The sequence below is a fragment of the Amycolatopsis sp. NPDC114503 genome (genome assembly GCF_055633655.1).
Genome location: NZ_JBVKDT010000002.1, coordinates 480648 through 506129, shown reverse-complemented (window position 1 = coordinate 506129; position 25482 = coordinate 480648). Strand labels below are relative to the sequence as shown.

General features: G+C 70.8%; 11 protein-coding genes. 4 read left to right on the top strand and 7 right to left on the bottom strand.

What is annotated here, in order from left to right; genetic code table 11:
* Positions 1–39 precede the first annotated feature (39 nt).
* Complete coding sequence (locus ACZ7OI_RS10080) at positions 40–3138, bottom strand: amino acid adenylation domain-containing protein (protein WP_470263819.1); 3099 nt, start codon at positions 3136–3138, stop codon at positions 40–42.
* A 151-nt stretch (positions 3139–3289) separates the two neighbouring features.
* Between ACZ7OI_RS10080 and ACZ7OI_RS10075 the strand changes: the two genes are divergently transcribed.
* From ACZ7OI_RS10075 to ACZ7OI_RS10060, 4 genes are all read left to right on the top strand, one after another.
* Positions 3290–3499: an MbtH family protein gene (locus ACZ7OI_RS10075; RefSeq protein ID WP_344272636.1), complete on the top strand. Its 210-nt coding sequence runs from the start codon at positions 3290–3292 to the stop codon at positions 3497–3499.
* A 113-nt stretch (positions 3500–3612) separates the two neighbouring features.
* The gene (locus ACZ7OI_RS10070) at positions 3613–10161 is read left to right on the top strand and encodes an amino acid adenylation domain-containing protein (protein ID WP_470263818.1); all 6549 of its coding nucleotides are present in this window, start codon (positions 3613–3615) and stop codon (positions 10159–10161) included.
* Between the two features lie 114 nt (positions 10162–10275).
* Positions 10276–13167: an amino acid adenylation domain-containing protein gene (locus ACZ7OI_RS10065; protein ID WP_470263817.1), complete on the top strand. Its 2892-nt coding sequence runs from the start codon at positions 10276–10278 to the stop codon at positions 13165–13167.
* Positions 13168–13189: 22 nt separating this feature from the next.
* The gene (locus ACZ7OI_RS10060; RefSeq protein ID WP_344272644.1) at positions 13190–13405 is read left to right on the top strand and encodes a response regulator transcription factor; all 216 of its coding nucleotides are present in this window, start codon (positions 13190–13192) and stop codon (positions 13403–13405) included.
* 160 nt (positions 13406–13565) lie between these two features.
* Here ACZ7OI_RS10060 and ACZ7OI_RS10055 read toward each other — a convergent pair whose 3' ends face one another.
* From ACZ7OI_RS10055 to ACZ7OI_RS10030, 6 genes are all read right to left on the bottom strand, one after another.
* The gene (locus tag ACZ7OI_RS10055) at positions 13566–14159 is read right to left on the bottom strand and encodes a response regulator transcription factor (protein ID WP_470263816.1); all 594 of its coding nucleotides are present in this window, start codon (positions 14157–14159) and stop codon (positions 13566–13568) included.
* A complete protein-coding gene (locus tag ACZ7OI_RS10050) occupies positions 14156–15493 on the bottom strand; it encodes an MFS transporter (RefSeq protein WP_470264309.1) in 1338 nt (445 codons plus the stop codon). The genes ACZ7OI_RS10055 and ACZ7OI_RS10050 overlap by 4 nt, the downstream gene beginning before the upstream one ends.
* A 109-nt stretch (positions 15494–15602) precedes the next feature.
* A complete protein-coding gene (locus ACZ7OI_RS10045) occupies positions 15603–19973 on the bottom strand; it encodes a non-ribosomal peptide synthetase (protein WP_470263815.1) in 4371 nt (1456 codons plus the stop codon).
* Complete coding sequence (locus ACZ7OI_RS10040; protein ID WP_470263814.1) at positions 19970–23125, bottom strand: amino acid adenylation domain-containing protein; 3156 nt, start codon at positions 23123–23125, stop codon at positions 19970–19972. Before ACZ7OI_RS10040 ends, ACZ7OI_RS10045 begins: the two co-directional genes overlap by 4 nt.
* Complete coding sequence (locus tag ACZ7OI_RS10035; RefSeq protein ID WP_470263813.1) at positions 23122–23832, bottom strand: DUF6875 domain-containing protein; 711 nt, start codon at positions 23830–23832, stop codon at positions 23122–23124. The genes ACZ7OI_RS10040 and ACZ7OI_RS10035 overlap by 4 nt, the downstream gene beginning before the upstream one ends.
* Positions 23832–25196 carry an FAD-dependent oxidoreductase gene (locus ACZ7OI_RS10030; RefSeq protein WP_470263812.1) on the bottom strand — a complete coding sequence of 455 codons (1365 nt, stop codon included), beginning with the start codon at positions 25194–25196 and terminating at the stop codon, positions 23832–23834. Before ACZ7OI_RS10030 ends, ACZ7OI_RS10035 begins: the two co-directional genes overlap by 1 nt.
* Between the last annotated feature and the right edge of the window lie 286 nt (positions 25197–25482).

The following is a 25482-nucleotide window of genomic DNA, read 5'->3' as shown; positions in this document are numbered from 1 at the left end:
ACCGGTCGAGGAGGTGCAGCTGCACCTCCTCGACCGGTTTCAGGCTTGTTCGATGACTGTGGCCAGTTCGGCGACCGTGCGGGCGGCGAAGAGGTCCCGAAGCGAGATCCGGACGCCGAGTTGCTTCCGGATCCGCGCGAGGACCCGGGTCGCCAGGAGGGAATGCCCGCCGATGCGGAAGAAGTCGTCGTGGACGCTGATTTCCTCCACGCGCAGCACTTCCCGCCAGATATCGGCCAGCGCGTGCTCCACCGCGGACGACGGCTGAGCGACGGGCTCGGCTCGTACCGCGCTCTCAGCCGACGGATCCGGCAATGCCGCGCGGTCCACCTTCTTGCTCGGCGTCAGTGGCAGCGCCGCGAGAGCGACCCACTGAGCCGGGACCAGATAATCCGGCAGCTGCGACCGCAGGCTCGCCCGCAGCGCGGCGAAATCCGGCTCACCCGAAGCCGCGACGACATAAGCGACCAACGTCCGCTCCGGCAGATCCTTCACCACCACGGCAGCGGCGCGCACCGCGGGATGCGCGTCGAGGGCGGCTTCGATCTCGCCGAGTTCGATCCGGAAGCCGCGGATCTTCACCTGCCGGTCGAGCCGTCCGAGGAACTCCACCGTCCCGTCCGAGCGGAAGCGGGCGAGGTCGCCGGTGCGGTACAGCCGGGCGCCGGCCGAGCAAGGGTCGGGCACGAACTTGTCCGCGGTGAGCCCGGGGCGGCGGAGGTAGCCGCGCGCCACGCGGAGTCCGCCGAGGTGCAGTTCGCCGGGCACGCCGACCGGTGCCGGCTGCCCGGCGGAGTCGAGGATGTACGCGCTGGTCGCGGCCACCGGGCGGCCGATCGGCAGGCTGGGGGCGTCGAGGTCGGCCTCGTCGGCCCACTGCAGCATGCTGGAGATCGTCGCCTCGGTCGGGCCGTAGCAAGCGACGAAGCGGCCGGGCAATCGCAGTTCGCGCCAGCGCCGGGCGTCCTCGGTGGTCACGACGTCCGCGCCGACGTTCACCATGGTCAGGTGAGCGACTCGCGGATCGCGCGGAGCGAGCACGCCGAGCAGTTCGCGGTAGTAGGCCGGGGTCAGGTTGACGCTGGTGATCCGGTGCCGGCCGAGCTGGTCGGCGAGTTCCTCCGGTTCCCAGAACAGCGGATCGCTCAATACCACCGATGCGCCCGCGAGCAGGGGCGCACCGATCTGCTCGAGTGAGCCGTCGAAGGCCAGCGAGGCGAGCGAGAGCACCCGGTCGGCCGCGGTGATCCCGTACTCGCGGGCGATGAGCTGCGCGTGTTCGGCGTAGGAGCCGTGCTGGATCTGGACGCCTTTCGGACGTCCGGTCGAGCCGGAAGTGTAGATGACGTAGGCGAGATGGTCCGGGTCGACCGTCCAATCAGGACTGTCCGAAGAGGTCTCAGCGGTGTCGTCGAGGGTGACGACGGGGCAGCCCGCGAACAGTCCGGCGTAGCGTTCCTCGGTGACGACTGCGGCGGCGCGGGCGTCCTCGACGAGATAGGCGAGCCGCTCGGGAGGGTTGGCCGGGTCGAACGGGACGTACGCCGCGCCGGATTTCAGCACGCCGACCAGTGCGACCACGGCGTCGACGCTCCGTTCGAGGCAGACGCCGACCGTCGATTCCGGGCCGAGCCCGCTCTTGCGGAGGTATCGGGCGAGGCGGTTGGCTGCCGCGTCGAGCTGGGCGTAGGTCAGTTCCCGGCCGCCGCAGTGCACGGCGAGGCGGTCCGGGGTTTCGGCCGCTTGCTGGGCGAACAGCTCGGGGAAGCAGCCTGGTGACACCTCATCGCCGGGCGCGGAGCCCCAGCCGGACAGCAGAGCGAGTTCCGCGTCCGGGGTCAGGCGCAGTTCGCTCAGGCGCTGCGCCGGATTGTCGGCGACGCTTTCCAGCAGGCGCTGGAAGCGGGCGGCGAACCGGCGCGCGGAGGCGGGTTCGAACAGGGCGGTCGGGTAGGTGAGGGTCCCGGTCAGCGAACCGTCCGGGCGGTGTTCGAACTGCAGTCCGAGGTCGAACGACGCGGCCGTCCAGTCCACATCGGACTCTTCGACGTCGAGCCCGGGCAGCCGGAACCGCTCCCCGGGCACCTCGTGCAGGCCGAAGAACGCTTGCACCAGCGGATTGCGGGACAGGTCGCGGTCCGGTTCGAATTCGCCGACGAGCCAGTCGAAGGGGACGTCCTGGTTGCCGAAGGCGTCCAGGGCCGTCCCGGCCACCTGGTCGAGGAACGCCGTGAAGGCCGGGTCGCCGCCGAGATCGGCCCGCAGCACGAGGGTGTTGACGAAGAAGCCGGCCAGTCCCTCGACCTCGGCGGGGGTGCGCCCGGCGACCGGGCAGCCGACGGCGATGTCCGTGCCGCCGGTGTGCCGGGCGAGAAAGACCTGGTAGACGGCCAGCAGGACCATGAACGGCGTCGCCCGGCGGGACCGGCCCAGCGCGGTGAGGGCTTCCGCGAGCGCGGCGGGGACCTCGATCCGGACGGCGGCCCCGGCCGGATCCCACACCGGCCCGCGGGGGCGGTCGGCCGGCAGCTCCAGCGGGGTCAGTCCGGCGAGCCGTTCGCGCCAGTAGGCGAGCTGGCCCGCGAGCCGGGTCTGGGCGTCCTCCCGTTGCCAGAGCGCGAAATCGGCGTACTGGACCGGCAACGCGGGCAGGTCGGGCAGGGCTCCGGCGTGGAACGCGCGGTAAAGCTCGGCGAGTTCGGCGGCGAAGACGTCCCAAGAAGCGCCGTCGAACGCGATGTGGTGCACGACGATCAGCAGCACGTGCTCGCGCGCGTCGAGGCGGAGCAGCCGGGCCCGCAGCGGCAGGTCGGTGGCGAGGTCGAAGGGCACGGTCAGCTCGGCCGCGACGACAGTGTCCAGTTCGCTTTCCGTGACGCCTTCGATCGGCAGCGGCACCGGCTGCGGCTTCCTGACCACCTGAACCGGCACGCCGTCGCGGCTGCGATACCGCGTCCGCAGCACCTCGTGCCGGGCGACGAACGCGTCGAGCGAACGGCTCAGCGCGGCCACGTCCAGCTTGCCGCGCACCCGGAGCGTCAGCGGGAGGAGGTATTCGGTCCCGCCGGGCCGCAACGCGTCGAGGAACCACAGTCTTTCCTGCGAGAAGGACAGCGGCAGGTCGCCGGGCATGGTCATGGCGCCAGGGTGGACTTTCTTCGACGGCGGGCCCAGAGCCGGGACGGTGCGCGCGTTGCTGCGCGTTCTTCTCTGTCGCGCCGCCGTGCGTGCGGGAAGGCTCGGCTCGCGACGGGACGGGTGTGCCCGGCGCGAGGACGAGGAGGACCGGATGAGCGAGGACGAACGCACTTACGGCGTCGTGCTCAACGACGAGGAGCAGTACTCGATCTGGCTGGTCGACCGCGAACTGCCGGCGGGATGGCGGTACGAGGGGAAGCGCGGCCCGAAACAGGAGTGCCTCGACCACATCGACGAGGTGTGGACCGACATGCGCCCGAAAAGCCTGCGCGAGCGGATGCGCGCGGACGCTTCGGCCTAGCCTCGCCCGCCGTGTCCGTGCGGGACTCAGAGTCCATTGCGGACACGGCCCGTGAGGGGCCCCTTCACGGACGTCCGCCGACCAGCCCCGCCGATCGACCCGCAGGGGGAGCGATGACCACCGAACAGTCCCGGCGCGACGAGCTGCTGGAGCGCTACCTGGCCGCGGCCCCGACCCCTGCCCCGGCCCGTCCGGCGGCGGCGATGCGGGCCGATCGCAGCGGCCGGTTGCCGCTTTCTCCGGCGCAGCAACGGGTCTGGGTGCTGGACCGGCTCCGGCCCGGCGGCACCGAGTACGTGGTGACCGCGGCGTGGCGGCTGCGCGGCCCGCTCGACGTGCCGCGGCTGCGGGCGTGCTGGCTGACGATCGTGGAGCGCCACGAAATCCTCCGCACCACCTACGTCGAACGCGACGGCGTGCCGGAACAGCTCGTCGGCGAGCCCGGGGTTGATCTGGCTGTCCAGGACGTCGCGGCGGAGGACGTCGAGGAGGTCATCCGGGAAGCGGCGGCGGTTCCGTTCGACCTGGCGCGGGATCGGCCGTTGCGGGTGCGGGTGTTGCGGCAGTCCGAGGACGAGCACGTCTTGCTGCTCGTGGTGCACCACATCGCGTACGACGGGTGGTCGACGTCGGTCGTCGCACGGGAACTCAAGGCGCTGTACGGCGGGGAGACCTTGTCGGAGCTGCCGGTCCAGTATGCCGATTTTGCTTCCTGGCAACGGAAGCACGCAGCTGGCGAGCGGGTGGCGGAGCAGGTCGAGTTCTGGCGTCACCGCCTCGACGGGGTCGCGCCGCTGACCCTGCCGACCGACCGACCGCGCCCGCCGGTGCATGATCCGCGCGGGGACATCCTTCGGTTCACTGTGGACGCTGGAATCGGGACTGCTGTCGCCGCGCTCGGCCGGGCGCACCGGGCGACCACTTTCATGGTTCTGCTGGCTGCGTATCAGATTCTGCTGAGCAGGTATTCGGGACAGGCGGATATCGCGGTCGGCACCCCGGTGGCCGGGCGCACGCGTGCTGAAGCACAGGAGTTGATCGGGCTCTTCCTGAACACTCTCGTGCTTCGGTCCGATGTGGACGGTTCGTTGTCGTTCAGGGATTTCCTCGACGGCGTCCGGCAGAACACCCTTGACGCTTACTCCAACCAGGACGCGCCGTTCGAGCGGCTGGCCGACGAGCTGGCGCCGGAGCGCGATCTGTCGCGCAATCCGCTTTTCCAGGCCATGCTTGTGCTGCAGAACACCGCTGACGCCGGGTTCGAAGCAGGCGGAGTGCGCGGCGAGCAGATCCATTCTCCTTGGCACAGCGCGAAGTTCGACCTGACGCTGGAGCTGACCGAGCGGCCGGACGGCAGTCTGGACGGCGTCCTGGAGTATCCGGTCGCGCTGTTCGACCGGGCCACTGTCGCGCGGATCGGCGGGCATTTCCTTGAGTTGCTGCACGGGATTGTCGCGAATCCTGATGCGCGATTGTCGGATCTGCCTTGGCTGAGCGCTGCCGAAAGCGCCGAGCTGGCGCGGTGGAACGAGACCGACGTTCCCTTCGCGGCCGGGACATTGCTGTCGCTCATCGCCGAAGGTGTGGCTTCCGGTGGAACCGCGGTCGTTGCGGACGGTCGCGAAGTGTCCTATGCGGAACTGGACGAGCTCTCGAATCAGGCGGCGCATTGGCTCCGAGCTCGGGGGGTGGGCTCGGAGTCGGTGGTCGGGGTCCGGCTGGAGCGCGGTTTGGAGATGGTGGTCGCGCTGGTCGGGATTCTCAAGGCCGGGGCGGCGTATTTGCCGTTGGATCCGGACTATCCCGAGGACCGGCTGCGGTTCATGATCGAGGATTCCGGTGCTGAGGTGGTGATCGAACCGGGCGACCTCACTGCTCTCGATAAGCCGCGACAGCCGGTGAAAGTCGTAGTGCGGCCGGAGAATGCGGCGTACGTGATTTACACGTCGGGGTCGACCGGCAAGCCCAAGGGCGTGGTGGTCGAGCATCGCGGGATCGTGAACCGGCTGCGGTGGATGCAGGACGAATACGGTCTCACGCCTGAGGACCGGGTGCTGCAGAAGACGCCGTTCGGCTTCGATGTTTCGGTATGGGAATTCTTCTGGACGCTCTCCGCCGGCGCGACGCTCGTCATGGCGCGGCCCGGGGGACACCGCGATCCGGCCTATCTCGCCGAGGTCATGGCCGGAGGAATCACCACGGCGCATTTCGTGCCGTCGATGCTGCGGGCGTTCCTGTCCGGGCCGGTGACGTCGCTGCGCCGAGTGCTGTGCAGCGGCGAGGCACTGCCGGACGAATTAGCGGAACGGTTCCACCGGCTGATCGGCTCCGAGCTGCACAATCTTTACGGGCCGACGGAGGCGTCCGTGGACGTCACGGCGACCCGGTGCCTGCCCGGCGAGACCGTGACGATCGGCCGCGCGATCGCGAATACCCGGGTGTTCGTGGTGGACGCCGAGTTGCGCGAGGCGCCGGTGGGCGTGCCCGGCGAGCTGGTCATCGCCGGGGTGCAGCTGGCACGCGGATACCTGAACCGGCCGTCGCTGACCGCCGGGAAGTTCGTCCCGGACCCGTTCGCGCGGCAGCCCGGCGAACGGCTGTACCGCACCGGCGACCTCGCCCGGCGGCTGCCCGACGGCCGGATCGAGTACCGGGGGCGGCTCGACCACCAGGTCAAGATCCACGGCAACCGGATCGAACTCGGCGAGGTCGAGGCGACCCTGCTGACCCACCCCGGCGTGCGCGCGGCCGCGGCTTCTGTGCATGACGACCGGCTTATCGGCTACTTCGTGCCCGAATCCGGCCGTACCCCGGATCCTGCCGAGTTGCGCGCCCATCTGGCTCGCACGCTGCCGGAGGCGATGCTGCCGTCGGTGTGGCTCGCGATGGAGGCGCTGCCGCTGACCTCCAGCGGAAAGATCGATCGCAATGCTTTGCCCACGCCCGAGGGCGGACAGACCGCGCGCTACGTCGCGCCGCGCACCCCGGTCGAGGCGGCAGTGGCCCGCGCGTTCGCGGCTGCGACCGGCGTCGAGCGAGTCGGGGCGGAGGACAGCTTTTTCGCGCTGGGCGGGGATTCTCTGCGCGCCATCCGTGCCGTCGGACTGCTGAACGCGGAGGGGATCGAGGCGAGCGTCGCGGACCTCTTCCGCCGGCAGCGAGTGGCCGACTTCGCCGCGGGTCTCGGCGGTCTGACGGAGGCGGTCGAGGCGGTATCGCCGTTCGCGCAACTTGATGCTGCTCAACGGCAAGCTTTGCCAGACGACGTGACCGACGCTTATCCGTTGTCGCTCTCGCAAGCGGGCATGGTGCACGAGATGCTCGCCGGCGCCGACCGCGGGCTCTACCTGAACCACCTCGGCTATCCGGTGCACGAGGAGTTCCGGCTGGACGCCTTGCAACAGGCGGCGGACCGGCTGGTCGCGCGGCACGAGATCCTGCGCACTTCCATCGACTTCGCCGCCGTTCCGCCGCTGCAGCGGGTGCACGAGACCGCCGTGCTGGAGGTGACCTGCGACGACCTGCGTGCGTTGTCCGTTGACGAGCAGGCCGCGCAGGTGCGGCAGTACCCGGCGGAGGACCGGGCTCGGGGCTTCGACCTGCTCCGTCCTTCGCTGCTGCGCCTGCACGTCCACTGGCTCGCCGATCGCGAGTGGCGGCTGTCGTTCGGCTACGTGCACGCGATTCTGGACGGCTGGAGCCAGAACTCGCTCGTCGCCGAGCTGATCTCGGAGTACCGGGCCGGTGCTGCCGGGCCGTCCGAACCGCTGCTGCCGCCGCCAGTCCGGTTCGCGGACACGGTCGCCCGGGAGCGGGAGTCGCTGGAGTCCACTGTGGACCGCGAGTTCTGGGCGGGCCGGGTGGATGCGGCTGAGCGCTTCGCCGTGCCGACCGGCTGGGCAGGCGAAGACGACGGGGCGTACCGCACCGTGCGGGCGCCGTTCGACGACCTGACGGCCCGGCTCCGTGCGGTCGCTTCGTCGGCGGGGGTCCCGCTGAAGAGCCTGCTGCTGGCCGCGCATCTCACCGTGCTGCGCACGATCGCTGGTCACGACCGGCCGTTTCATACCGGGGTCGTCACCAACAGCAGGCTGGAACGCGCCGGCGGCGACCAGGTGCGTGGCATGTTCTTGAATACCGTGCCGTTCGTGACTCCTACTTCGGATGCGCGGGACTGGCCGGAGCTGGCCCGCGCGGTTTTCGCGGAGGAGACCGCGATGTGGCCGCATCGGCATTTCCCGCTGCCCGCGATGCAGGCCGCTTGGGGCGGACAGGCTCCGCTCGTTGATGTTTTCTTCAACCACACGGATATGCACGTGCTCGCGGACGCGTCGGTAGACCTGGCCGAGGTTGCCGACAGCACGCCGAACGAGTTCGGGCTGTCTGTTTCGACTGTGCCTGGTGCTTTCGTGCTGGAGGCGTTCACCCATCGGGTTTCCTTGGCGCAGCTGGAGTTTCTCGCGCGGTTGTACCGGCATGTGCTGGAACGAATCGTCGCTGAGCCGGCTGGCCATCCGCGGCTGTGCGGTCTGCCGGCCGCCGATCGCGTCGCACTGCTGCGGAATCCCGCGCGGACGGAGCCCGCTGGCCGGATGCTGCCGGAACTGTTCGCGACCACCGCGGCGGCGCACCCGGACGCGCCAGCCGTGCGATGCGGCGAGGAGACGCTCACTTATCAGGAATTGTCGGTGCGGGTCGTTAGGCTGGCCCGGTATCTGAAGGAACACGGGGTGCGGCGCGGGGCACTGGTGGGCGTCCTGCTCGACCGCGGGCCGGGGCTGCTGGTCGCGCTGCTCGCGGTGCATCGGGCGGGGGCTGCGTATCTGCCGATCGATCCGCGGTATCCGGCCAAGCGGGTCGGTTACGTGCTGGCTGATTCTGGTGTGGAGGTGGTGCTGAGCGAGGAGCCGTTGGCCGAGCTGCTGGAGGGGACGGGCTGTTCGGCGGTGCTGCTGGGCCGAGATGCTGCGGTGGTTGGGGTGCGGTCGGGGGTGTCGTTGGGCCGGGATGCCGCGGCTGCCGAGGGTCGCTCGGGAGTGTCGCTGGACCGCGATGCCGCGGTGGTTGGGGCACGCCCAGGGGTGCCCTTGGACCGCGAAGCTGCGCGGAGTGAGTCCGGTCCCGTGGTGCCGCCAGGCCGGAATGCCGCGACTGCCGAGAGCCACTGGGCAGCGCCGCTGGATCAGGAAGCCGACCAGGTCGCAGCGTGCCCGTCGGTGCCGCTGGACCGCAACCCCGCAGCCATCGAGGACCGCCCCTCGGACGTTCCGGTTCCCCAGCCGGACAGGGACGAACTCGCCTACGTCATCTACACCTCCGGCTCCACCGGTCAGCCCAAGGGCGTCCAGATCTCCCACGGCGCGCTGGCGAATTTCCTCCTGTCCATGCGCGAACGGCCGGGCCTCGCGCCAGGCGCCGCGGTGCTTGCGTTGACGACGGTTTCGTTCGACATCTCCGCGCTGGAGCTGTATTTGCCGCTGCTGGTCGGCGGTCAGGTGATCGTCGCGACCGCCGAGGAGTGCATCGACCCGCAACGTCAGGCCGCGTTGATCGGGCGGACCGCGCCGTCGGTTGTCCAGGCGACGCCGTCGGGCTTGCGGCTGCTGGTCGATTCGGGCTGGACTCCGCCCGCGGGACTCGCCGTCTTCGCCGGGGGCGAGAAACTCCCCGGCGACCTGGCCCGGCGGCTCACCGCGGGCGGGGCGCGGCTGTGGGATCTCTACGGCCCGACCGAGACGACGATCTGGTCGACCGTCGCCGAACTCGACGGGGATGCCGTCGTCGGCTGGGAACCGGTCGCCAACACCGACGTTTACCTGCTCGGCGACGATCTGGAGCCAGTCCCGCTCGGGGTCGTCGGCGAGGTGTGGATCGGCGGCGACGGCCTCGCCCGCGGCTACGCTGGTCGCCCGGGACTGACCGCGGACAGGTTCGCGCCCGATCCGCACGGACTCCGGCCCGGCGGGCGGCTCTACCGCACCGGCGACCTGGCCCGGCGGCGCCCGGACGGCTCGGTGGAGATCCTCGGCCGGGCCGACGACCAGGTGAAGGTCCGCGGGCACCGGGTCGAACCGGGCGAGGTCGAGGCTGTGCTGCGGGCCGACCCGCGCATCCGGGACGCGGCGGTCCAGCCGACTCCCGTTCCCGACGGTGGCCTGGAGCTGACCGCCTACGTGGTTGCCGAGACGGAACTGTCCATTGCGGACGTCCGGAAAGGACTGTCCGGAACTTTGCCGGACTACCTGGTGCCCAGCGGTTTCGTCCTGCTGCCGGAACTGCCGCGGACTCCGGCCGGGAAACTCGACCGGGCCGCGTTGCCCGCGCCGGAGCCGGCGGTGCGGGAACGTCCGTATGTCGCACCGTGCGGGCCGGTGGAGGAGCTGGTCGCGGGGGTGTGGGCGGAGGTGCTCGGGGCCGAACGGATCGGCGCGCGGGACGATTTCTTCGACCTCGGCGGGCATTCCGTCGCTGCCACGCGAATCTCGGTACGGCTGCGCGCCGCCTTGGACGCCGACGTTCCGGTGCGGGCGCTGTTCGACCATCCGACGGTCGAGGCGCTCGCCGCTGCGGTCGCCGGGTATCCGAGGCTCGGCCCGGAACCGGCTGCCCGGGCGACGATCCGGCCGCGCGCGGTGGCGCGTTCTGTGAGCGAGGACGCATGAGCGGGATGTTGGGGGACTTGGCTGCCGTCGTGGGGGATCCGGGGCGGCTCCGGAGCGGACCGCTCGGGTGGAGATCCGGCGGCGTGCGGTGATCCGGCCAATGAGCGGGGGCGTATGAGCGAGACGTTGCTGGACCTGCTAGCCGAAGGCGTCACCGCAGGCGGGGTGGCGGTGGTCGCGGACAACCGGGAAGTGTCCTATGCGGAGCTCGACGCCCTGACGAACCAGGCGGCGCACCGGCTCCGGGCATTGGGCGTCGGGCCGGAGTCGGTGGTCGGAGTGCGGCTCGAGCGCGGTTTGGAGATGGTGGTCGCGCTGCTCGGGATTCTCAAGGCGGGGGCGGCTTACCTGCCGTTGGATCCGGACTATCCCGAGGACCGGCTGCGGTTCATGGTCGAGGATTCGGGCGCCGGAGTCGTGCTCGGGCCGGGCGACGTGACGGGCCTCGACGAGTCGGCGGAGCCGGTGGACGTCGTGGTGCGCCCGGAGAACGCGGCGTACGTGATCTATACCTCGGGGTCGACCGGGCGGCCCAAGGGCGTCGTGATCGAGCATCGCGGGATCGTGAATCGGCTGCGGTGGATGCAGGCCGAGTACGGGCTGACGCCGCAAGACCGGGTGCTGCAGAAGACGCCGTTCGGGTTCGACGTTTCAGTATGGGAGTTTTTCTGGACGCTTTCCGTCGGCGCGACTCTCGTGATGGCCCGGCCGGGCGGGCACCGCGATCCGGATTATCTCGCGGAAACTCTTGTGGCAGAAGGGATTACGACGGTCCATTTCGTACCGTCGATGCTGCGGGCATTCCTCGCCGGTCCGGTGCCGGCATCGGCGCTGAGGCGGGTCTTGTGCAGCGGCGAGGCGTTGTCCGACGAGCTGGCGGAACGGTTCCATCGGGTGATCGGTGCCGAGCTGCACAATCTCTACGGGCCGACGGAGGCATCGGTGGATGTCACGGCGACCAGGTGCCTGCCGGGGGAGGCCGTCACGATCGGTTACCCGATTGCCAACACCGATATTTACCTCGTCGACGAAGAATTGACTATTGCCGGGGTGCAGCTGGCGCGGGGCTATCTGAATCGTCCGGCGTTGACTGCCGAGAAATTCGTGCCCAATCCGTTCGCGCGGACCCCGGGCGAACGGCTGTATCGCACCGGCGATCGCGCCCGGCGGCGTGGGGACGGCGCGTTCGAGTACCTCGGCCGGTTCGACCATCAGGTCAAGATTCACGGCAATCGGATCGAACTCGGCGAGGTCGAGGCGGCGCTGCATTCGCATCCTGCGATCGGCGCGGCGGCCGCGGCGGTGCACGGAGATCGGCTCGTCGCTTACTGTGTTTACCGCGACGGGGCCGCGCCTTCGACGTCTGAGTTGCGAGCGCATCTGGCTCGCACCTTGCCGGAGCCGATGCTGCCGGCGGTGTGGACTTCGCTGGCCGCATTGCCGCTTACGCCGAGCGGCAAGATCGATCGCAACGCCTTGCCCGCGCCCGATAATACCCGTCCCGCGTTGGCGGTGGCGTACGTCGAACCTCGGAACGCGACCGAGAAGGCGATCGCCGGGATTTGGGCGGACGCGCTCGGGATCAGTCCGGTCGGCGTCCGTGATCCGTTTCTCGAACTCGGCGGTCGTTCGTTGGCTGCCACCCGGATTTGCGCGCGGGTTTCGCGCGAGACTGGCCGACGGTTGTCCGTCGCGGATCTGTTTACCGCGCCGACTGTCGCCGAGTTGGCGGAGCTGATCGCTTCGGCTCCGGCAGTAAATGTCCACAGTGGACAGCAAAAGATTTCTGCTGCACAGCACCGGATGTGGTTTCTCGACCAGTTGTCGGGACCGTCCTCGACCTACACGATGTACGAGGCCTATCGGTGCACCGGAGAGCTGGACGTCGAGAAGTTGCGGCGAGCGTTGGCTGAGGTCGTTCAGCGGCACGAGGCCTTGCGCACGACGTTCCGGAGCCGTCGCGGCGAACCGGAACGCCACGTTTCCGCCGAATCCGAGGTTGCGTTGACGGTGATGGACGGGTCGGCGGAGGAGATCGTCGACGCCGAGATCTCGCGGCCCTTTGATCTGGCCTGCGGGCCGTTGCTGCGGTGCACGGTGATCCGCGGCGAGCCGGGCCGGTTCACGGTGCTCGCGGTGATCCACCACATCATCGCCGACGACACCTCGATGGAGATCTTCTGGCGCGACCTCGCCGAATGCTATGCCGGGCGGGCTTCTGCGCTGCCGGAGCCGATCGCGTTCTGCCCTTTGCCGGATCAATCCGGGCTCGAGTACTGGAAGTCGGCTTTGGCGGGCGCGCCACGGGTTCTCGAGCTTCCGGACAGCCTTCCGCGGCCGGCTCGTCAGGCGCAGTCGGAAGGCGCTGTCGAGTTCTCGTTGCCGCAGCACGTGATCGCTGCGCTCGACGAGGTCGCGACCAAGGCGGGTGCGACCGGGTTCATGGCTTTGCTGGCCGCGTTCGTCCTCGAGCTGCGCAGGGCCACCGGCCGGGACGATCTCGTGGTCGGGACCCTCGCCGGCAACCGGCCGTCGGTCGAGGCCGAGGACCTGATCGGGCTGTTCGTGAACACGCTTGCGCTTCGGGTGCGGGTCCCCGGCGATCCGGCGTACCGGGAGGTGCTCCACGCGGTGCGGGAGGCGGTGCTGGGCGGGTTCCGGCATCAGGACGTCCCGTTCGACCAGGTCGTGACGGCGCTGCGGCCGCCGCGCGATCTGAGCCGGAATCCGGTGGCGCAGGTGGCGTTCCAGTCGCTCGGGTCGCTCGCGGACCGGGTCCGGCTCGAGGGCGTTCGCGCGGAGCCGTGGCGTGCCGGGCAGGGCGGGAATCCGTTCGACGTGCTCGTGACGGTTCGCGAGCATCCCGACGGGCTGGCCGGGACGTGGCATTACGACCGGGCGTTGTTCACCGAAGCGGCCGCGAAGACGATGGCTGATCGGTTTGTGCAGGTCGTGCACGCGGTGGCGGCAGCTCCGGCCACGCGCGGTTCGGAGCTGCCGGGGTGAGTGGATCTCCTACACTGGCCGGGTGGACGGGGACGCGGCGTACCGGCCGCAGCTCGGCGAGCGCGAGCTGCGGGTGCTCCGGCTTGTCGCCGACGGGTACAGCAACAGCGAGATCGCGGCTGAACTCGGCTGGTCGGAGCATACGGTGAAGAACGCGCTGTACGACCTGATGGCGACGCTGGGGGTGCGGAACCGGGCGCACGCGGCGGCTTATGCGGTGCGGAACGGTTTGATCTAGGGCGGGTCTCGGGGCGCCATCGGCCCGGCGCGGTCGGCGGGATCCGGCGTGTGTTCTTGCCTGCCGGGACGGTATCGCTCGCGCGCGCCAAAACCATCAGGATCACTTCAGACAGCCGTACCCGCCGCCCAGAACGGACGGCGGACACCTCGGCGCACCCTTAAATAAGCCCCTGCCGAAGCGCGAAAGCAACCGCATGCGCGCGATTCCGCAGCCGCAACCGGTGAGTGATGTCGTGCACGATCGTCGTCACCGTCCGGGCCGAATAAGCCAGCGCGGAGGCGATCTCGGCAGTCTCGTGACCGTCGGCGACCATGCGCAGGACGTCGCGTTCCCGGGCGTCGAGAGTCGGCACTTCGGGGGTTGTGTTCTGCCGTGCCTCGAAGAGGCCGCTCAGCAGGTCCGGCGGCATGGTGCCGTGACCGGTCGCGGCCGCGCGCACGGCGGAGACCAACGTCTGCTCGCAGGCCTGTTCCCGCCGCAACACCCCGCAAGCGCCCGCCTCGATCGCGCGCGCGGCCTGGGTCGCGTCGACCTTGCCGGTCACCAGCAGCACGGTGGCGTTGCGCTCCTTGGCGGTCCGGATCGCGTCGACGGCCGCGTCGTCGACCTCGTCGACAGCCAGCACGGCGACGCCCCCGTCGTGGTCGCCGGTGAACTCGGCGCAGCCGTAGAGGGTGCTTTCCAGTCCGGCGCGCAGGAACGGGTCGGCGGCGAGCACGCGTACCGGGATGGTCCGTTCGAGGGTGGTCATTTTCCCTTGTCCTCTCGGCTTGACGCCACCGCGGCGGGTTCGGGTTCGGGTTCTTCGAGCAGGTCCGGAAGGTCTTCGACACGGCGCAGCGAGGGACGGGCGGCCAGCGCGCCCAGGACGACCAGCAGCAGCCCGGCGAGCAGGAACATCAAGGCCATGCCGCGGCCGGGGCCGGTGCCGAGCAGGTGTCCGACGGAACCGGCCAGCGCGCCGTCCGGGCGCATGAGCGGCTCGAACACGCCGTCGGCGAGCGGGCCGGCGACGAGGTACGCGACCGGGCTCGCGGCCTGCGACACCGCGCGCGAGGTCGCCATGACCTTGCCGAGGTTGGCCGGGTCGACCTTGCTCTGCAGCACGGTCTGGGCGGTGCCGGTGATCACCGGCAGGGTGAAGAGGAAAAACGGCCCGATCGCGATGACCAGTGCCAGCGACGGGGCCAGCGAATGGATCGCGAGCGCGACTCCGCCGAAAGCCATGAACGCGGCGATCCCGCGCATCCGCTTCTTCGGGCCGCCCCAGACGCCCATCACGAGGCTTCCGGCGAACAGCCCGCAGCCGCCCGCGAACACCTGGAAGCCGAGGCCGGCGGGACTGGCGAAGGACAGCACCAGCGGGCGGACGAGCGTTCCGGCGATGCCGAAGCAGAAGTAGAACCCGGCCAGGACGCCGAGCAGTCCGGTCAGCCCGGGACGGCGGCGCAGCTCCGCCCAGCCTGCCGGGACCTGCCGCCAGATCGACGGCCCGCCCGGCTCCGGGGCGGCGGTGCGCACGGCGGCGCGGGGGAGCGGGACCAGCAGCACGACCAGCAGCGACGCGGCGAAGGTCACGAGGTCGATCAGCACGACGCCGCGCAGCCCGGCGAGCGCGAGCAGCGTCCCGGCGACGACCGGTGCGGCGATCTGCGCGCTGAACACCACCTGCGACAGGCCGTTCGCCCGGCTGAGGTGCTGTTTCGGCACCAGCAGCGGGATCATCGCGCTGAAGGTGACTTGCTGCAGGGTTCCGCACATGGCGGTCAGTGCGGTGACGACGTAGACGTGCCAGGTCTGCAGCTGGTCCGCATTGATCAGCAGCGCCAGCGCTCCGACCGAAACGAGCGCGACGCAATCCGCGGCGACGAGGATCCGGCGGCGGTGCAGCCGGTCGGCGAGCGCGCCCGCGAACGGCGCGATCAGCAGGGCGGGGATCGCGCCGGAGAGCATGATCAGCGCGAACTGGGTGGCCGAGCCGGAACGCTCGTAGGTCCAGACGCCGAGCACGAACCCGGTCAGCGCGGAGCCGACGATCGAGACCAGCTGCGCCGACCAGAGGAGGACGAATCCCCGCGTTCCCATCGTGGTCAACGGTGCTCCTTCCGGGTAGCCGCCGGGCGGGGTGCGCGGGTGCGGCGGGACGGGTGGTCCGTGAGGGTGGCTCTCACGGACCGTTTCGCCGGGACGGCGGTCAACGGGACTCCCTCCCGGCGGCCGCCGGGGCGGGCAGGTGTCCAATGTGGACGTAATGCGCCAGATACCGCTGCAGCAGCGCGCGATCCGCTGGCGGGCAGACCAGCCCGCCCGCCGCGACTACGACCTCGGTGTGCGAACAGTCGAACACCGTCCGCCGGGGCGGTGACGTGCGTTCGATCATCGCGGTGATCGCGCTCAGCGCCGGGTCCGCCGTGTCCGCGGCAGCCGCGGTCAGCGCGGCGTGCCAGTCCGAGAACGGCACCGCTTCGATGGGATAGCCGAACGCGCGCATCCCGGCGACGACCTCGCCGAATCGGATGGTGCGCTGGTTGTGGAAGTGGAAATCGCAGCCGTATCCGGTGCGCCGTCGCGAGAGGTGGCCGATGGCGGCGGCCACGTGGTCGACCGGGGCCATGTCCTCTTCGATGTCGAAGTCCTCCGCCGGCGCGGTTTCCAGCAGCGCGAGGCAGCGCAGCAGGTTGGCGAACCGGTCGCCGAGCGGGCCGATGCCGGTCCGGCTGTGGCCGGTCACCCGCGCCGGGCGGTGGACGGTCACCGGCAGGCCGCGTTCGCGGGCGGCCCTCGCCAGCCGGTCGGCGGCCCATTTGCTTTGTTCGTAGCCGCGATCCAGGCCCGTGGGGTCGTCAGGCGGGAGGTCTTCGGTGATGACGGCGTCGCGGTCGAGCGGGTAGACGCCTAGCGACGACACCAGGTGCACTGGGGTTCCGTCGCTTCGGCAGGCCAGCCGGAGCAGTTCGACGGTGCCGACGACGTTGCCGGGCCGCAGTTGGGCGTACGGGCGCAGGAAGTTCGCTTCGCCGCCGCAGTGGAAAATGACGTCCAGGTCAGCGGCGACCGCGTCCAGATCAGCTGAGGACAGGCCTAGGCGCGGGGCGCTGAGGTCGCCGGGGACGGCGACGATCCGGGGGCGGAAGAGGTCGTCCCACAGGAGATGGTCGCGCAGTACTTGCTCGATCCGCGCCGCGCCCTCGGCAGCATCGGCGGCCCGGACCAGGCAGCGCACCACGACGTCGCTGTGCCGCAGCAGGTCAGCGAGCAGGTGCGGGCCCAGGAATCCGGACGCCCCGGTCAGCAGGGCGATCCGCGGCGACATCGCGCGCTGGATCGCGGCCTCGGCTTGCGCGGGGGTGCAGCGCGGGTCGAGGTCGGCGGGCAGCACCGCGTCGGCCAGGACTTCGGCAAGGCGGTCGTCTTCGCGGTAGCCGGGAGAGCGGACGGCGTCGGCGAAGGCGGCAAGGGTGCTGGCTTCGAAGAGAGTCCGCACGGGGACCTCGACGTCCAGTTCCGCGCGGACCTTCGCGATCAGCGTCCCGGCGAGCAGGGAATGGCCGCCGCGCAGGAAAAAGTCGTCGTCGCGGCCGATGCGGTCTACGTCCAGTACTGCGGCCCAGATCGCGGCCAGCCGTTGCTCGAGTTCGCCTGCCGGTTCGGTAAACCCAGTCGTCGTCTCTGTCGGCTCCGGGAGCGCGCGGTGGTCGACTTTGCCGTGTGCGTTCAGCGGCAGCTCCGGGAGAACCGCGAAGGCGTCCGGGACCAGGTATCCGGGCAGGGCGGCGCGCAGGGCGGAGCGGACGGACAGCGGGTCGAGGTCGTCGTCGCCGACGAGGTAGGCGAGCAAGCGGTCCGCGCGGGCGGTGACCAGGACGTCCTGGACGCCGGGGTGGCGTCGGCAGGCTGCCTCGACCTCGGCCGGTTCGATGCGGTGGCCGCGGACCTTCAGCTGCCGGTCGACGCGGCCGAGGAATTCCAGCCGTCCTTCGGCATCAAGGCGTGCGAGGTCGCCGGTGCGGTACATCCGCGCACCGGGCATTGGGGAGAACGGGTCTGGCACGAATTTCTCCGCGGTCGCGCCAGGGCGGCCTCGGTAACCGCGCGCCGGGGCTTCGCCGCCTAGGCAGAGTTCGCCGGGGGCGCCGGGCAGTACTGGACGCAGCAGAGCGTCGACGACGTAGGCGCGGGCGTGGGGGAGCGGGGTGCCGATCGGCAGCTGTACCCGGCCGTTGAGTTCGGTGGCGTCGAGGGTGCGGTAACTGGTCGTGCAGACGGTCGCTTCGGTGGGGCCGTAGTGGTTGTGGAGTTCGACCCGGCCGTCGGTGAGGGCTGCCCACGTCTGCACGGCGGTCGTCGGGACAGCTTCGCCGCCGACCATCATTGTCCGCAGTGGACAGTCGAACGGAGTGTTTTCCGTTGCCAGTTCGGCAACCCACTTCTGCCAGAGCGCGGAAGGGGCGTCGGCCATGGTGATCCCGCGGTCGCGGCAGAGCTGGACGAAGCCGGGGCCGGTGAGCGACGCCGGATCGCGCCAGGGCAGGACGGCCGCGCCGGAGACCAGTGCGGGGAAGATGTCGCCGACGGCGGCGTCGAAGGTCAGCGGCGGGATCATCAGCACCCGCTCGCCGGGGCCGAATCCGTGCAGCTGACGGAAGGAACCTGCCAGTTCGGCGAGCGCGCCGTGGCGGACGGCGACTGGTTTCGCGGCGCCGGTGGAGCCGGAGGTGTAGATGACGTACGCCAGGTCGTCCGGTCCGAGGTCAACCTCTGGCGGGGCGGCAGTAGCGGGGAGATCGTCGGTGTGCAGGACCGGGCCGTCGAACGGGAAGGTGTGTTCGCGGCTGGTGACCAGGGCGGCGGGAGCGGCGTCGGACAGCAGTTCGGCGAGTCGCGCGGGTGGGTGTCCGGGGTCGAGCGGCAGGTACGCGGCACCGGCGAAGAGCACGCCGAGCAGGCCGGTGACGGCGTCCGGGCTCGCGGGCAGTCCGAGGGCGACGACGTCGCCGCGCCGCACTCCGGAGGCGTGCAAGGCCCCGGCGATTCCGCGCGCACGGGAGACGAGGCCGGCGTAGGTCAGACCTTCTTCGACGGCGATGGCGTCGGGAGTCTGTGCGGCTTGGCGGGTGATGAGCGTGGTGACCAGGGTTCCGTCGGTGACCGCGGGAGGAATCGGGTGACCGCCGTTGCGCAGCCGGGCGCGGTCTGCGGCAGGCAGTGCGTCCACTGTGGACACCGGTGCGTCCGGGTCGGCGATGATGGCCCGCAGCAGGTGTTCGTACTGGTCGGCGAACCGGGCGACTGTGGCGGCATCGAACAGATCGGTCGCGTAGTCGAACTGTGCTTCGATTCCGTCCGGAGTGGTGGCCAGTGCCAGGGTCAGGTCGAAGCGCGCGGTGGCGACCGGGAGGTCGAGCCAGTCCGCGCGGACGCCGGGCAGGTCGAGCCCGGCTCCGGCGGAGTTGAGCACGAACATCACCTGGAACACCGGGTTGTGGCTGAGGTCGCGGGCCGGCCGCAGGTCTTGCGCCACCCGTTCCCACGGATAGCTCTGGTGCTCCAGCGCGCCGAGGCAGGCGTCCTGCACTCGCGCGAGCACTTCGGCGACGGTCGGGTCCCCGGCCAGCCGGGTCCGGACGGCGACGGTGTTGGCGAACATCCCGACGCACTGTTCGATCCCCGGCACGGTCTCGTCGCGCATCGGCATGCCGACCACCACGTCGTCCTGACCAGCATGGCGAGCCAGCAGCAGCACATACGCGGTCAGCAGCACGGTGTTGGCGGTGACGCCGTGGCGGTGGCAGAAGGCAGTGAGGTCGGCTGCGGACAGCTGGAAGGAATGGCCGTTGCCGCGGAAGGATTCGGCGGGCGGGCGTGGCCGGTCGGTCGGCAATTCCAGCAGCGCGGGGGCGTCGCGGAGTTGCTCGCGCCAGTACTGCGCGCCTGCTTCCAGCGGCTTTGCCGCGTGCCAAACCGCGTAGTCGCCGTAGCGCACCGGCGGTTCGGGCAGTGCCGGCGCGTTGGCCGGGTAGAGCGCGGACAGTTCGCGCAGCAGGATTCCGACGGACGCGGCGTCGGCGACGATGTGGTGCAGCGTCAGCACGAACAGGTGCACGTCGTCGGCGAGGGCGACGACCAGGCCGCGCACCAAGGGCGGCCTGGTCAGGTCGAACGGGCGGGCTCGTTCGGCGGCGAGGACCGGATCCGCGGACTCCGGCGTGCGGCGAAGGTCCGCATAGGACAGTTCCGGAGAGGTTCCGGGCAGAGCGAGGATCGGTACCGGTTCGCCGTCGGATTCCGCGAAACCCGCTCGTAGCGCTTCGTGCCGGTCGACGACCGTGGCGAGTGCCCGGCGCAGTGCCTCGACATCGAGTGCGCCGGTAAGCCGCCAGGACTGGGAGATCGTGTACACGCCGTCGCGCGCGCCGAGCCGGTCCAGGAACCACAACTGCCGTTGCGCGGGCAGCAGCGGGACGGGGGTGTCGCCGGTCCGGCGGGGGATCGAGCCGGGTGCGGCGCCGAGCCCGTCGCGCGCGGCGAGCAGCCGGAAGAGCCGCTCTCGCTCGTGCTGTGTCATCGATGCGCTCCTGGAGGGGAATCGGCTTGGAGCAGGGCGAGAACCTCGTCGTCGGGCAGCGCGGCGATCCGCTCCCGCAGGAGCGCGATCTCGTCGGTGACCCCGGGTTCGCCCTCGGCGGCCCGCAGCGCCGCGGTGAAGGCGGCGATCGTGCGCGCGGCGAACAGCGTCCGCAGCCCGATCCCGGACTGGAAGTGCTCGCGCACCTTGGCCAGCAGCCGCGCGGCGAGCAGCGAATGCCCGCCGAGGTGGAAGAAATCGTCGTGCACCCCGATGCCCTCGACGGCCAGCACCTCCCGCCACAGCCCGGCCAGCTCCCGTTCGACGGCGTCGCGCGGGGCGACCCGGTCCGTTTCGCGGGACTCCCAGACGGGATCCGGCAGCGCGGTCCGGTCGGTCTTGCCGTTCTTGGTCAGCGGCAGCGCGGACAGGAAGACGGCGGTCTGCGGGACCAGGTACGCGGGCAGCTGGGCGGACAGCCGGTCCCGGAGCGGGGCCCACTCGGTGTCTTCGGCGACGACGTAGGCGACCAGCCGCACATCGTCCGGACCGGCCGGGCGGGCCAGTACGACGGCGTCCGAGACCGCCGGATCGGCGCGCAGCCGGGCTTCGATCTCGCCGAGTTCGATGCGCAGGCCCCGGATCTTCACCTGGTGGTCGGTCCGGCCGAGGAACTCCAGGGTCCCGTCGGCGCGCCGCCGCGCGAGGTCTCCGGTGGCGTAGAGGCGGCTTCCGTCGGCGGCGAACGGATCCGGCACGAACCGTTCGGCGGTCAGGCCGGGGCGGCCGCGGTAACCCCGGCTGATCCCCGCGCCGCCGACGTAGATCTCGCCGGCGACGCCGGGCGGGACCGGGTTCAGTCCGGCGTCGAGGACGTGCAGCCGGGTGTTCGGCAGCGACGGGCCGAGCGGCACCACCGGACTGCCCGGGCCGACCGCGCCCGCGGAGACGATCATCGTGACTTCCGTTGGGCCGTAAAGGTTCCAGACCCGGCCGTCGGACAGCGCGTCGACGAGTTCGCGGTCGAGCGCCTCGCCGCCGCACAGGCGTTCCCGGACGTTCGCGGGCACGCCGCCGGACGCCAGCAGCATCCGCCAGCGCGTGGGCGTGGCCTGCAGGATCGTCGCGCCGCAGTCCGCGAGCCGCCGCGACAGCGCGACCGGCTCGGCGGAGTCCTCGGTGCTGATCACCGCGACCGAGCCGCCGCGGATCAGCGGGATCAGCAGTTCCCGCACCGACATGTCGAACGCCAGCGTGGTGACCGACGCCCAGACGTCGGTCTCGGTCACGCCGAGCCGGTCCGCGAACCCGGTGAGCAGGTTGACCACGCCTCGATGCGGCACCGCGACGCCCTTGGGCCGTCCGGTCGAGCCGGAGGTGTAGATGAGGTACGCCAGATCGGCCGGATCGTGCGTAACGGCCGGCGCGGTGTCCGGCTCGGCGTAGTCCAGGTCGACGTCCAGCACCGTTTCGAACCGGGGCAGCCGGCCGGCGTTTTCGCGGTCGGCGACGGCGATCCGGACGCCGGCCTCCTCGATGACGTAGGAGTGCCGTTCCAGCGGCCATTCCGGGTCGAGCGGGACGTACGCGCCGCCGGCTTTCCAGACCGCCAGCAGCGCCACCACCATCTCGGCCGAGCGGCGGACGCAGAGCCCGACCGGGACGTCCGGGCCGACGCCGTGGCGGCGCAGGGCGTGGGCGAGCCGGTTCGCCCGGGTGTCCAGTTCGCGGTAGGTGAGCGAACCGGCGATCGCGGTGGCCGAACCGCGATCCCTTACGTGCGGCGCGATCAGCTCCAGCGCGGTGGCGGCGGTGGGGAGAACGGTGCCGGGCGCTTCCAGGAGTCGCGCGTCGTCCAGCAGGGAGACTGCGTTGATTCGCTGCGTGGAATCCGCGGTGACAGAGGTGAGGAACGCGCACAGGTGCTCGGCGAAGCGGACGACGGTGTCTTCGTCGAACAGGTCGGTGCGGTATTCGAGGTATCCGTGCAGGCAGTCGCCTTCGTCGCGGACGCCGAGCATCAGGTCCAGCTTCGCGGTGGCGGTGTGCGGGCCGGCGAAGTCGGTGACGGTCAGCCCGTTCAGCTGCGGGAGTGCGCCGCCGCCGTGGCCGTTGAAGCCGACCTGGTAGATCGGCGAATGTCCGAGGCTGCGTTCCGGGCGGACCGCCTCGACGACGCGCTCGAACGGGACTTCCGCCCCGCCAAGCGCGTCGACCAGCGTGTCGCAGACGTCGACGAGCAGGTCCGCGAAGGTCGGTTCGTCGGCGGTCGAGATCCGGACCGGGACGGTGTTGACGAAGAAGCCGATCAGGCGCTCGGTGTCGACCTGCGAACGTTGCCCGACGACTGTGCCGACGACGACGTCGTCCTGACCGCTGTACCGGGCGAGCAGGGCGTGGTAAGCGGCCAGCACCGTCATGAAGACCGTTGCGCCGGAAGCGTTTGCGAGCTTGCGGACCGCCTCGGTGAGCGCGGGCGGGAACCGGAACTCATGGATGCCGCCGGAATAAGCCGCGGTCGCGGGCCGGGGACGGTCGGTCGGCAAGGTGATCAGCTCGGGCGCGCCGCGCAGCCGGTCCGCCCATTCCCGCAGCAGCTCGGCGCCTTCCGGGCCGTCGAGGTGTTCTCGTTGCCACCGCACGAAATCCGCGTACTGCATCGGGAGCGGCGGCAGGTCCGGTTCGGCGCCGGACAGTTCGGCCCGGTAGCCCTCGGCCAGTTCGTCCAGCAGCAGCGAGACCGACCAGCCGTCGGCGATCGCGTGGTGCAGCGTGACGACCAGAACGTGCCGGTCCTCGGCCTGGCGCAGGAGCAGCACCCGGGCGAGCGGCCCGGCGGTCAGGTCGAACGGGGTGCGGATCTCCGCCGAAGCCGCTGCTTGTGCGGCTGTGTCGCCGCTGACCGCGCGGACAGCGAAGGAGAAGCCGTTCTCGGTGACGACCTGCTCCGGAACGCCGTCCCGCTCGCGGAAAACGGTCCGCAGCGCCGCGTGCCGGGCCGAGATTCTCGCGAAGGCGCGACGCAGGGCTTCGACGTCGAGCGGTCCGGACAACCGCAGCGCGGTGGGCACGTGGTAGGCGGGCGAACCGGGGTCGAGCCGGTCGAGGAACCACAGCCGCTCCTGGCCGGGAGAGCACGGGAAGACGTTCACGGCGCTCCGATCCCGGCCTGATCGGCCTCGGTTTCGTCCAGCTCGCGGGCGAGCCGGTCGTGCTCCACCAGCTCGCGCAGCTGGACCGGCACCTGGTCGCCGAACAGCCGCAGGTACGCGCGCGCCTGGTCGGGGTCGGCGCGCAGGAACGGGTAGTCGGTCGGCACCATGTGCCGCACCACGAGCATCGGGACCGGGCTGCGCAGCGGACGGAACGCGGGATTCCACAGGCCGCCCTTGTCCGGCGGGCCGTTGTGGAACTCGCCGATCATCAGGCCCTCGGCGACGTACTCCGACTTCAGCGCGTGCTGCACGGTGTCGACCACGCCGGAGCGGTCGTCCGGCGGCGCGTCCGGGAACAGCAGCAGGATCGTGGTCAGCTGCGCGCTCGGATGCCCGCGCGGCGCGAGGTCGAGGAACCAGTCCCGGTAGCAGTGCAGGGTTTCGGTCAGCCGCGGGCCGGCCGCCGGGACGCCCGGTTCGACGGCGAGGTAGAACCGGCCGCGCTCCAGCGACGGCTGCGCGAACGGGCAGACGTTGCCGCCGCGGCCGAGGTCCGGATGCGGGCCGGACAGGTAGCCGCGGCCCCAGTCGAAGATCGCCCGCAGGTGGACCTCGAACCGCAGCAGGCGTTCGGGGAGGGCGAGCGGGTCGAGGTCGTGCCGCTCCACCAGGACGCGGCCGGGATCGGTCGGATGGGTGAGCATCAGCTTCGGTCTCCAGGCGAGTGCGGTCCGGCGGTCCTCCGGCGGGCGAGCGCGCCGCCGGTCAGGGCCAAGGCGAGCGCGGCGGCACCGCCGCCCCAGGCCAGCGCGGCGTGCTGGCGCCGGGCGCGGCGCAAGGCGTCCGCGTACGGGATCGTGGTGTGCGAAACCATGGTGTAGAGCGGCATCCAGCGCTTCGGGAAGACGCGGCCGAGCACCAGGTCCGCCTTCTTGCGGGCCAGGAACAGCGGCGAGGCCACCCGGGTGCGCAGTTCGTCGAAGTTCTGCTCGGACAGGTCCGCGAGGACGTCGGTGTGCGGCTTGCGCAGCTGTTCGAAGGTGCGGAGCGCTTCGGCCCAGTCGTCGTTGGCGAGGCAGTCGCGCAGCACCGCGCAGTCCTCCAGGGCCGAGTTCATGCCCTGGCCGTAGAAGGGGTACACCGCGTGCGCGGCGTCGCCGATCAGCACCACGCGGCCTTCGTGCTGCCACGGTGAACTCCGGACGGTCACGAGATGTCCGGTCGGGTGCGCGAGGAACTGCTCGACGATGTCGGGCACCAGCTTCCGGACGTCCGGGAACCGGGTGTCGAACAGCGCGCGCACCGACTTTTCGGTGGTGAGCGCGGCGAAGCTCTGCTCGCCCGCCAGCGGGAGGAAGACGGTCGCGGTGAGCGAGCCGTTGATGTTGGGGTGCGCGACGATCAGGCCGTCGTCGCCCGGCCAGACGTGCAGCGCGTCCGGACTGCTGCGCACCTCGCCGGACGGGCCGGCGGCGATCGCGAACTCCTTGTAGCCCCAGGGCAGGACCCGCTGCCGGAAGTCGGCGGGCAGGCCGCGCAGCAACCGGGTGCGCACGGCCGAGAACGCGCCGTCCGCGCCGACGACGAGATCGGCGGAAGTATGGTATAGACCACTTTCGCCGTCGAAAGTGCAGACCGGTTTCGCGGTCGCGGACCCGCGGTCGAGGTCGGTGAGCGTGACGCCGAAGCGGGCGCTGACGTTCGGGTATTCCAGGGCTTTGGCGAGCAGGATCCGGTTGAGGTCGTCGCGCAGCACGGAGCGCAGGATCTGGTCCTCGTGGCAGCCGTAGGGCTGGAAGTCCAGCTCGCCGTCGCGCTGGTGGATCACCCGGCCGCGCATCGGGGCCGCCGCGGCGAGCACCGGGCCGAGCAGGCCGACCTGGTCCAGCGCGCGGATTCCGCGCTGGGAAAGGCCGAGGTTGATCGACCGCCCGCCGCCCGCGCCGGCCCCGCGCGGGTCCGGCCTGCGTTCGTGGATCTCCACGCGGTGCCCGAGCTGGGCGAAGTGGATCGCGGCGAGCGAGCCGGACAGCCCCGCTCCCGCCACCAGAACCCGTTTGCCGTTCATTCCGGCCGCCGCCGTCCCGCGTGAGGGCAATTGTGCCGTCGCCGTTCGGAGCGCTTTTCCGTTGAGCGGTTATCGGCGGCCGGACGCGCAATTCGGCCGATCGGAGCAGTTGTGCGAGCACTTCCGCGAGAGCGCTCACCAATGGTGATCCGCAAGAACGCCGGAGTAATCGCGGGCGAAGTGTGTCCGTCCGGCTGCGGAAAGTGTCCGGGCCATTTCGGTAACGATCCGGCGGCGCGTTCCGATCGAACGCCCGGCCCCCGTCCCGGTCGCGGTAGACGCCCAG

Bases quoted from the DNA above. Each gene is read 5' to 3' on its own strand.
- ACZ7OI_RS10050 (WP_470264309.1), bottom strand. From the start codon at position 15,493: ATGGGAACGCGGGGATTCGTCCTCCTCTGGTCGGCGCAGCTGGTCTCG.
- ACZ7OI_RS10070 (WP_470263818.1), top strand. From the start codon at position 3,613: ATGACCACCGAACAGTCCCGGCGCGACGAGCTGCTGGAGCGCTACCTG.
- ACZ7OI_RS10030 (WP_470263812.1), bottom strand. From the start codon at position 25,196: ATGAACGGCAAACGGGTTCTGGTGGCGGGAGCGGGGCTGTCCGGCTCG.
- ACZ7OI_RS10075 (WP_344272636.1), top strand. From the start codon at position 3,290: ATGAGCGAGGACGAACGCACTTACGGCGTCGTGCTCAACGACGAGGAG.
- ACZ7OI_RS10045 (WP_470263815.1), bottom strand. From the start codon at position 19,973: ATGACACAGCACGAGCGAGAGCGGCTCTTCCGGCTGCTCGCCGCGCGC.
- ACZ7OI_RS10065 (WP_470263817.1), top strand. From the start codon at position 10,276: ATGAGCGAGACGTTGCTGGACCTGCTAGCCGAAGGCGTCACCGCAGGC.
- ACZ7OI_RS10080 (WP_470263819.1), bottom strand. From the start codon at position 3,138: ATGACCATGCCCGGCGACCTGCCGCTGTCCTTCTCGCAGGAAAGACTG.
- ACZ7OI_RS10035 (WP_470263813.1), bottom strand. From the start codon at position 23,832: ATGCTCACCCATCCGACCGATCCCGGCCGCGTCCTGGTGGAGCGGCAC.
- ACZ7OI_RS10055 (WP_470263816.1), bottom strand. From the start codon at position 14,159: ATGACCACCCTCGAACGGACCATCCCGGTACGCGTGCTCGCCGCCGAC.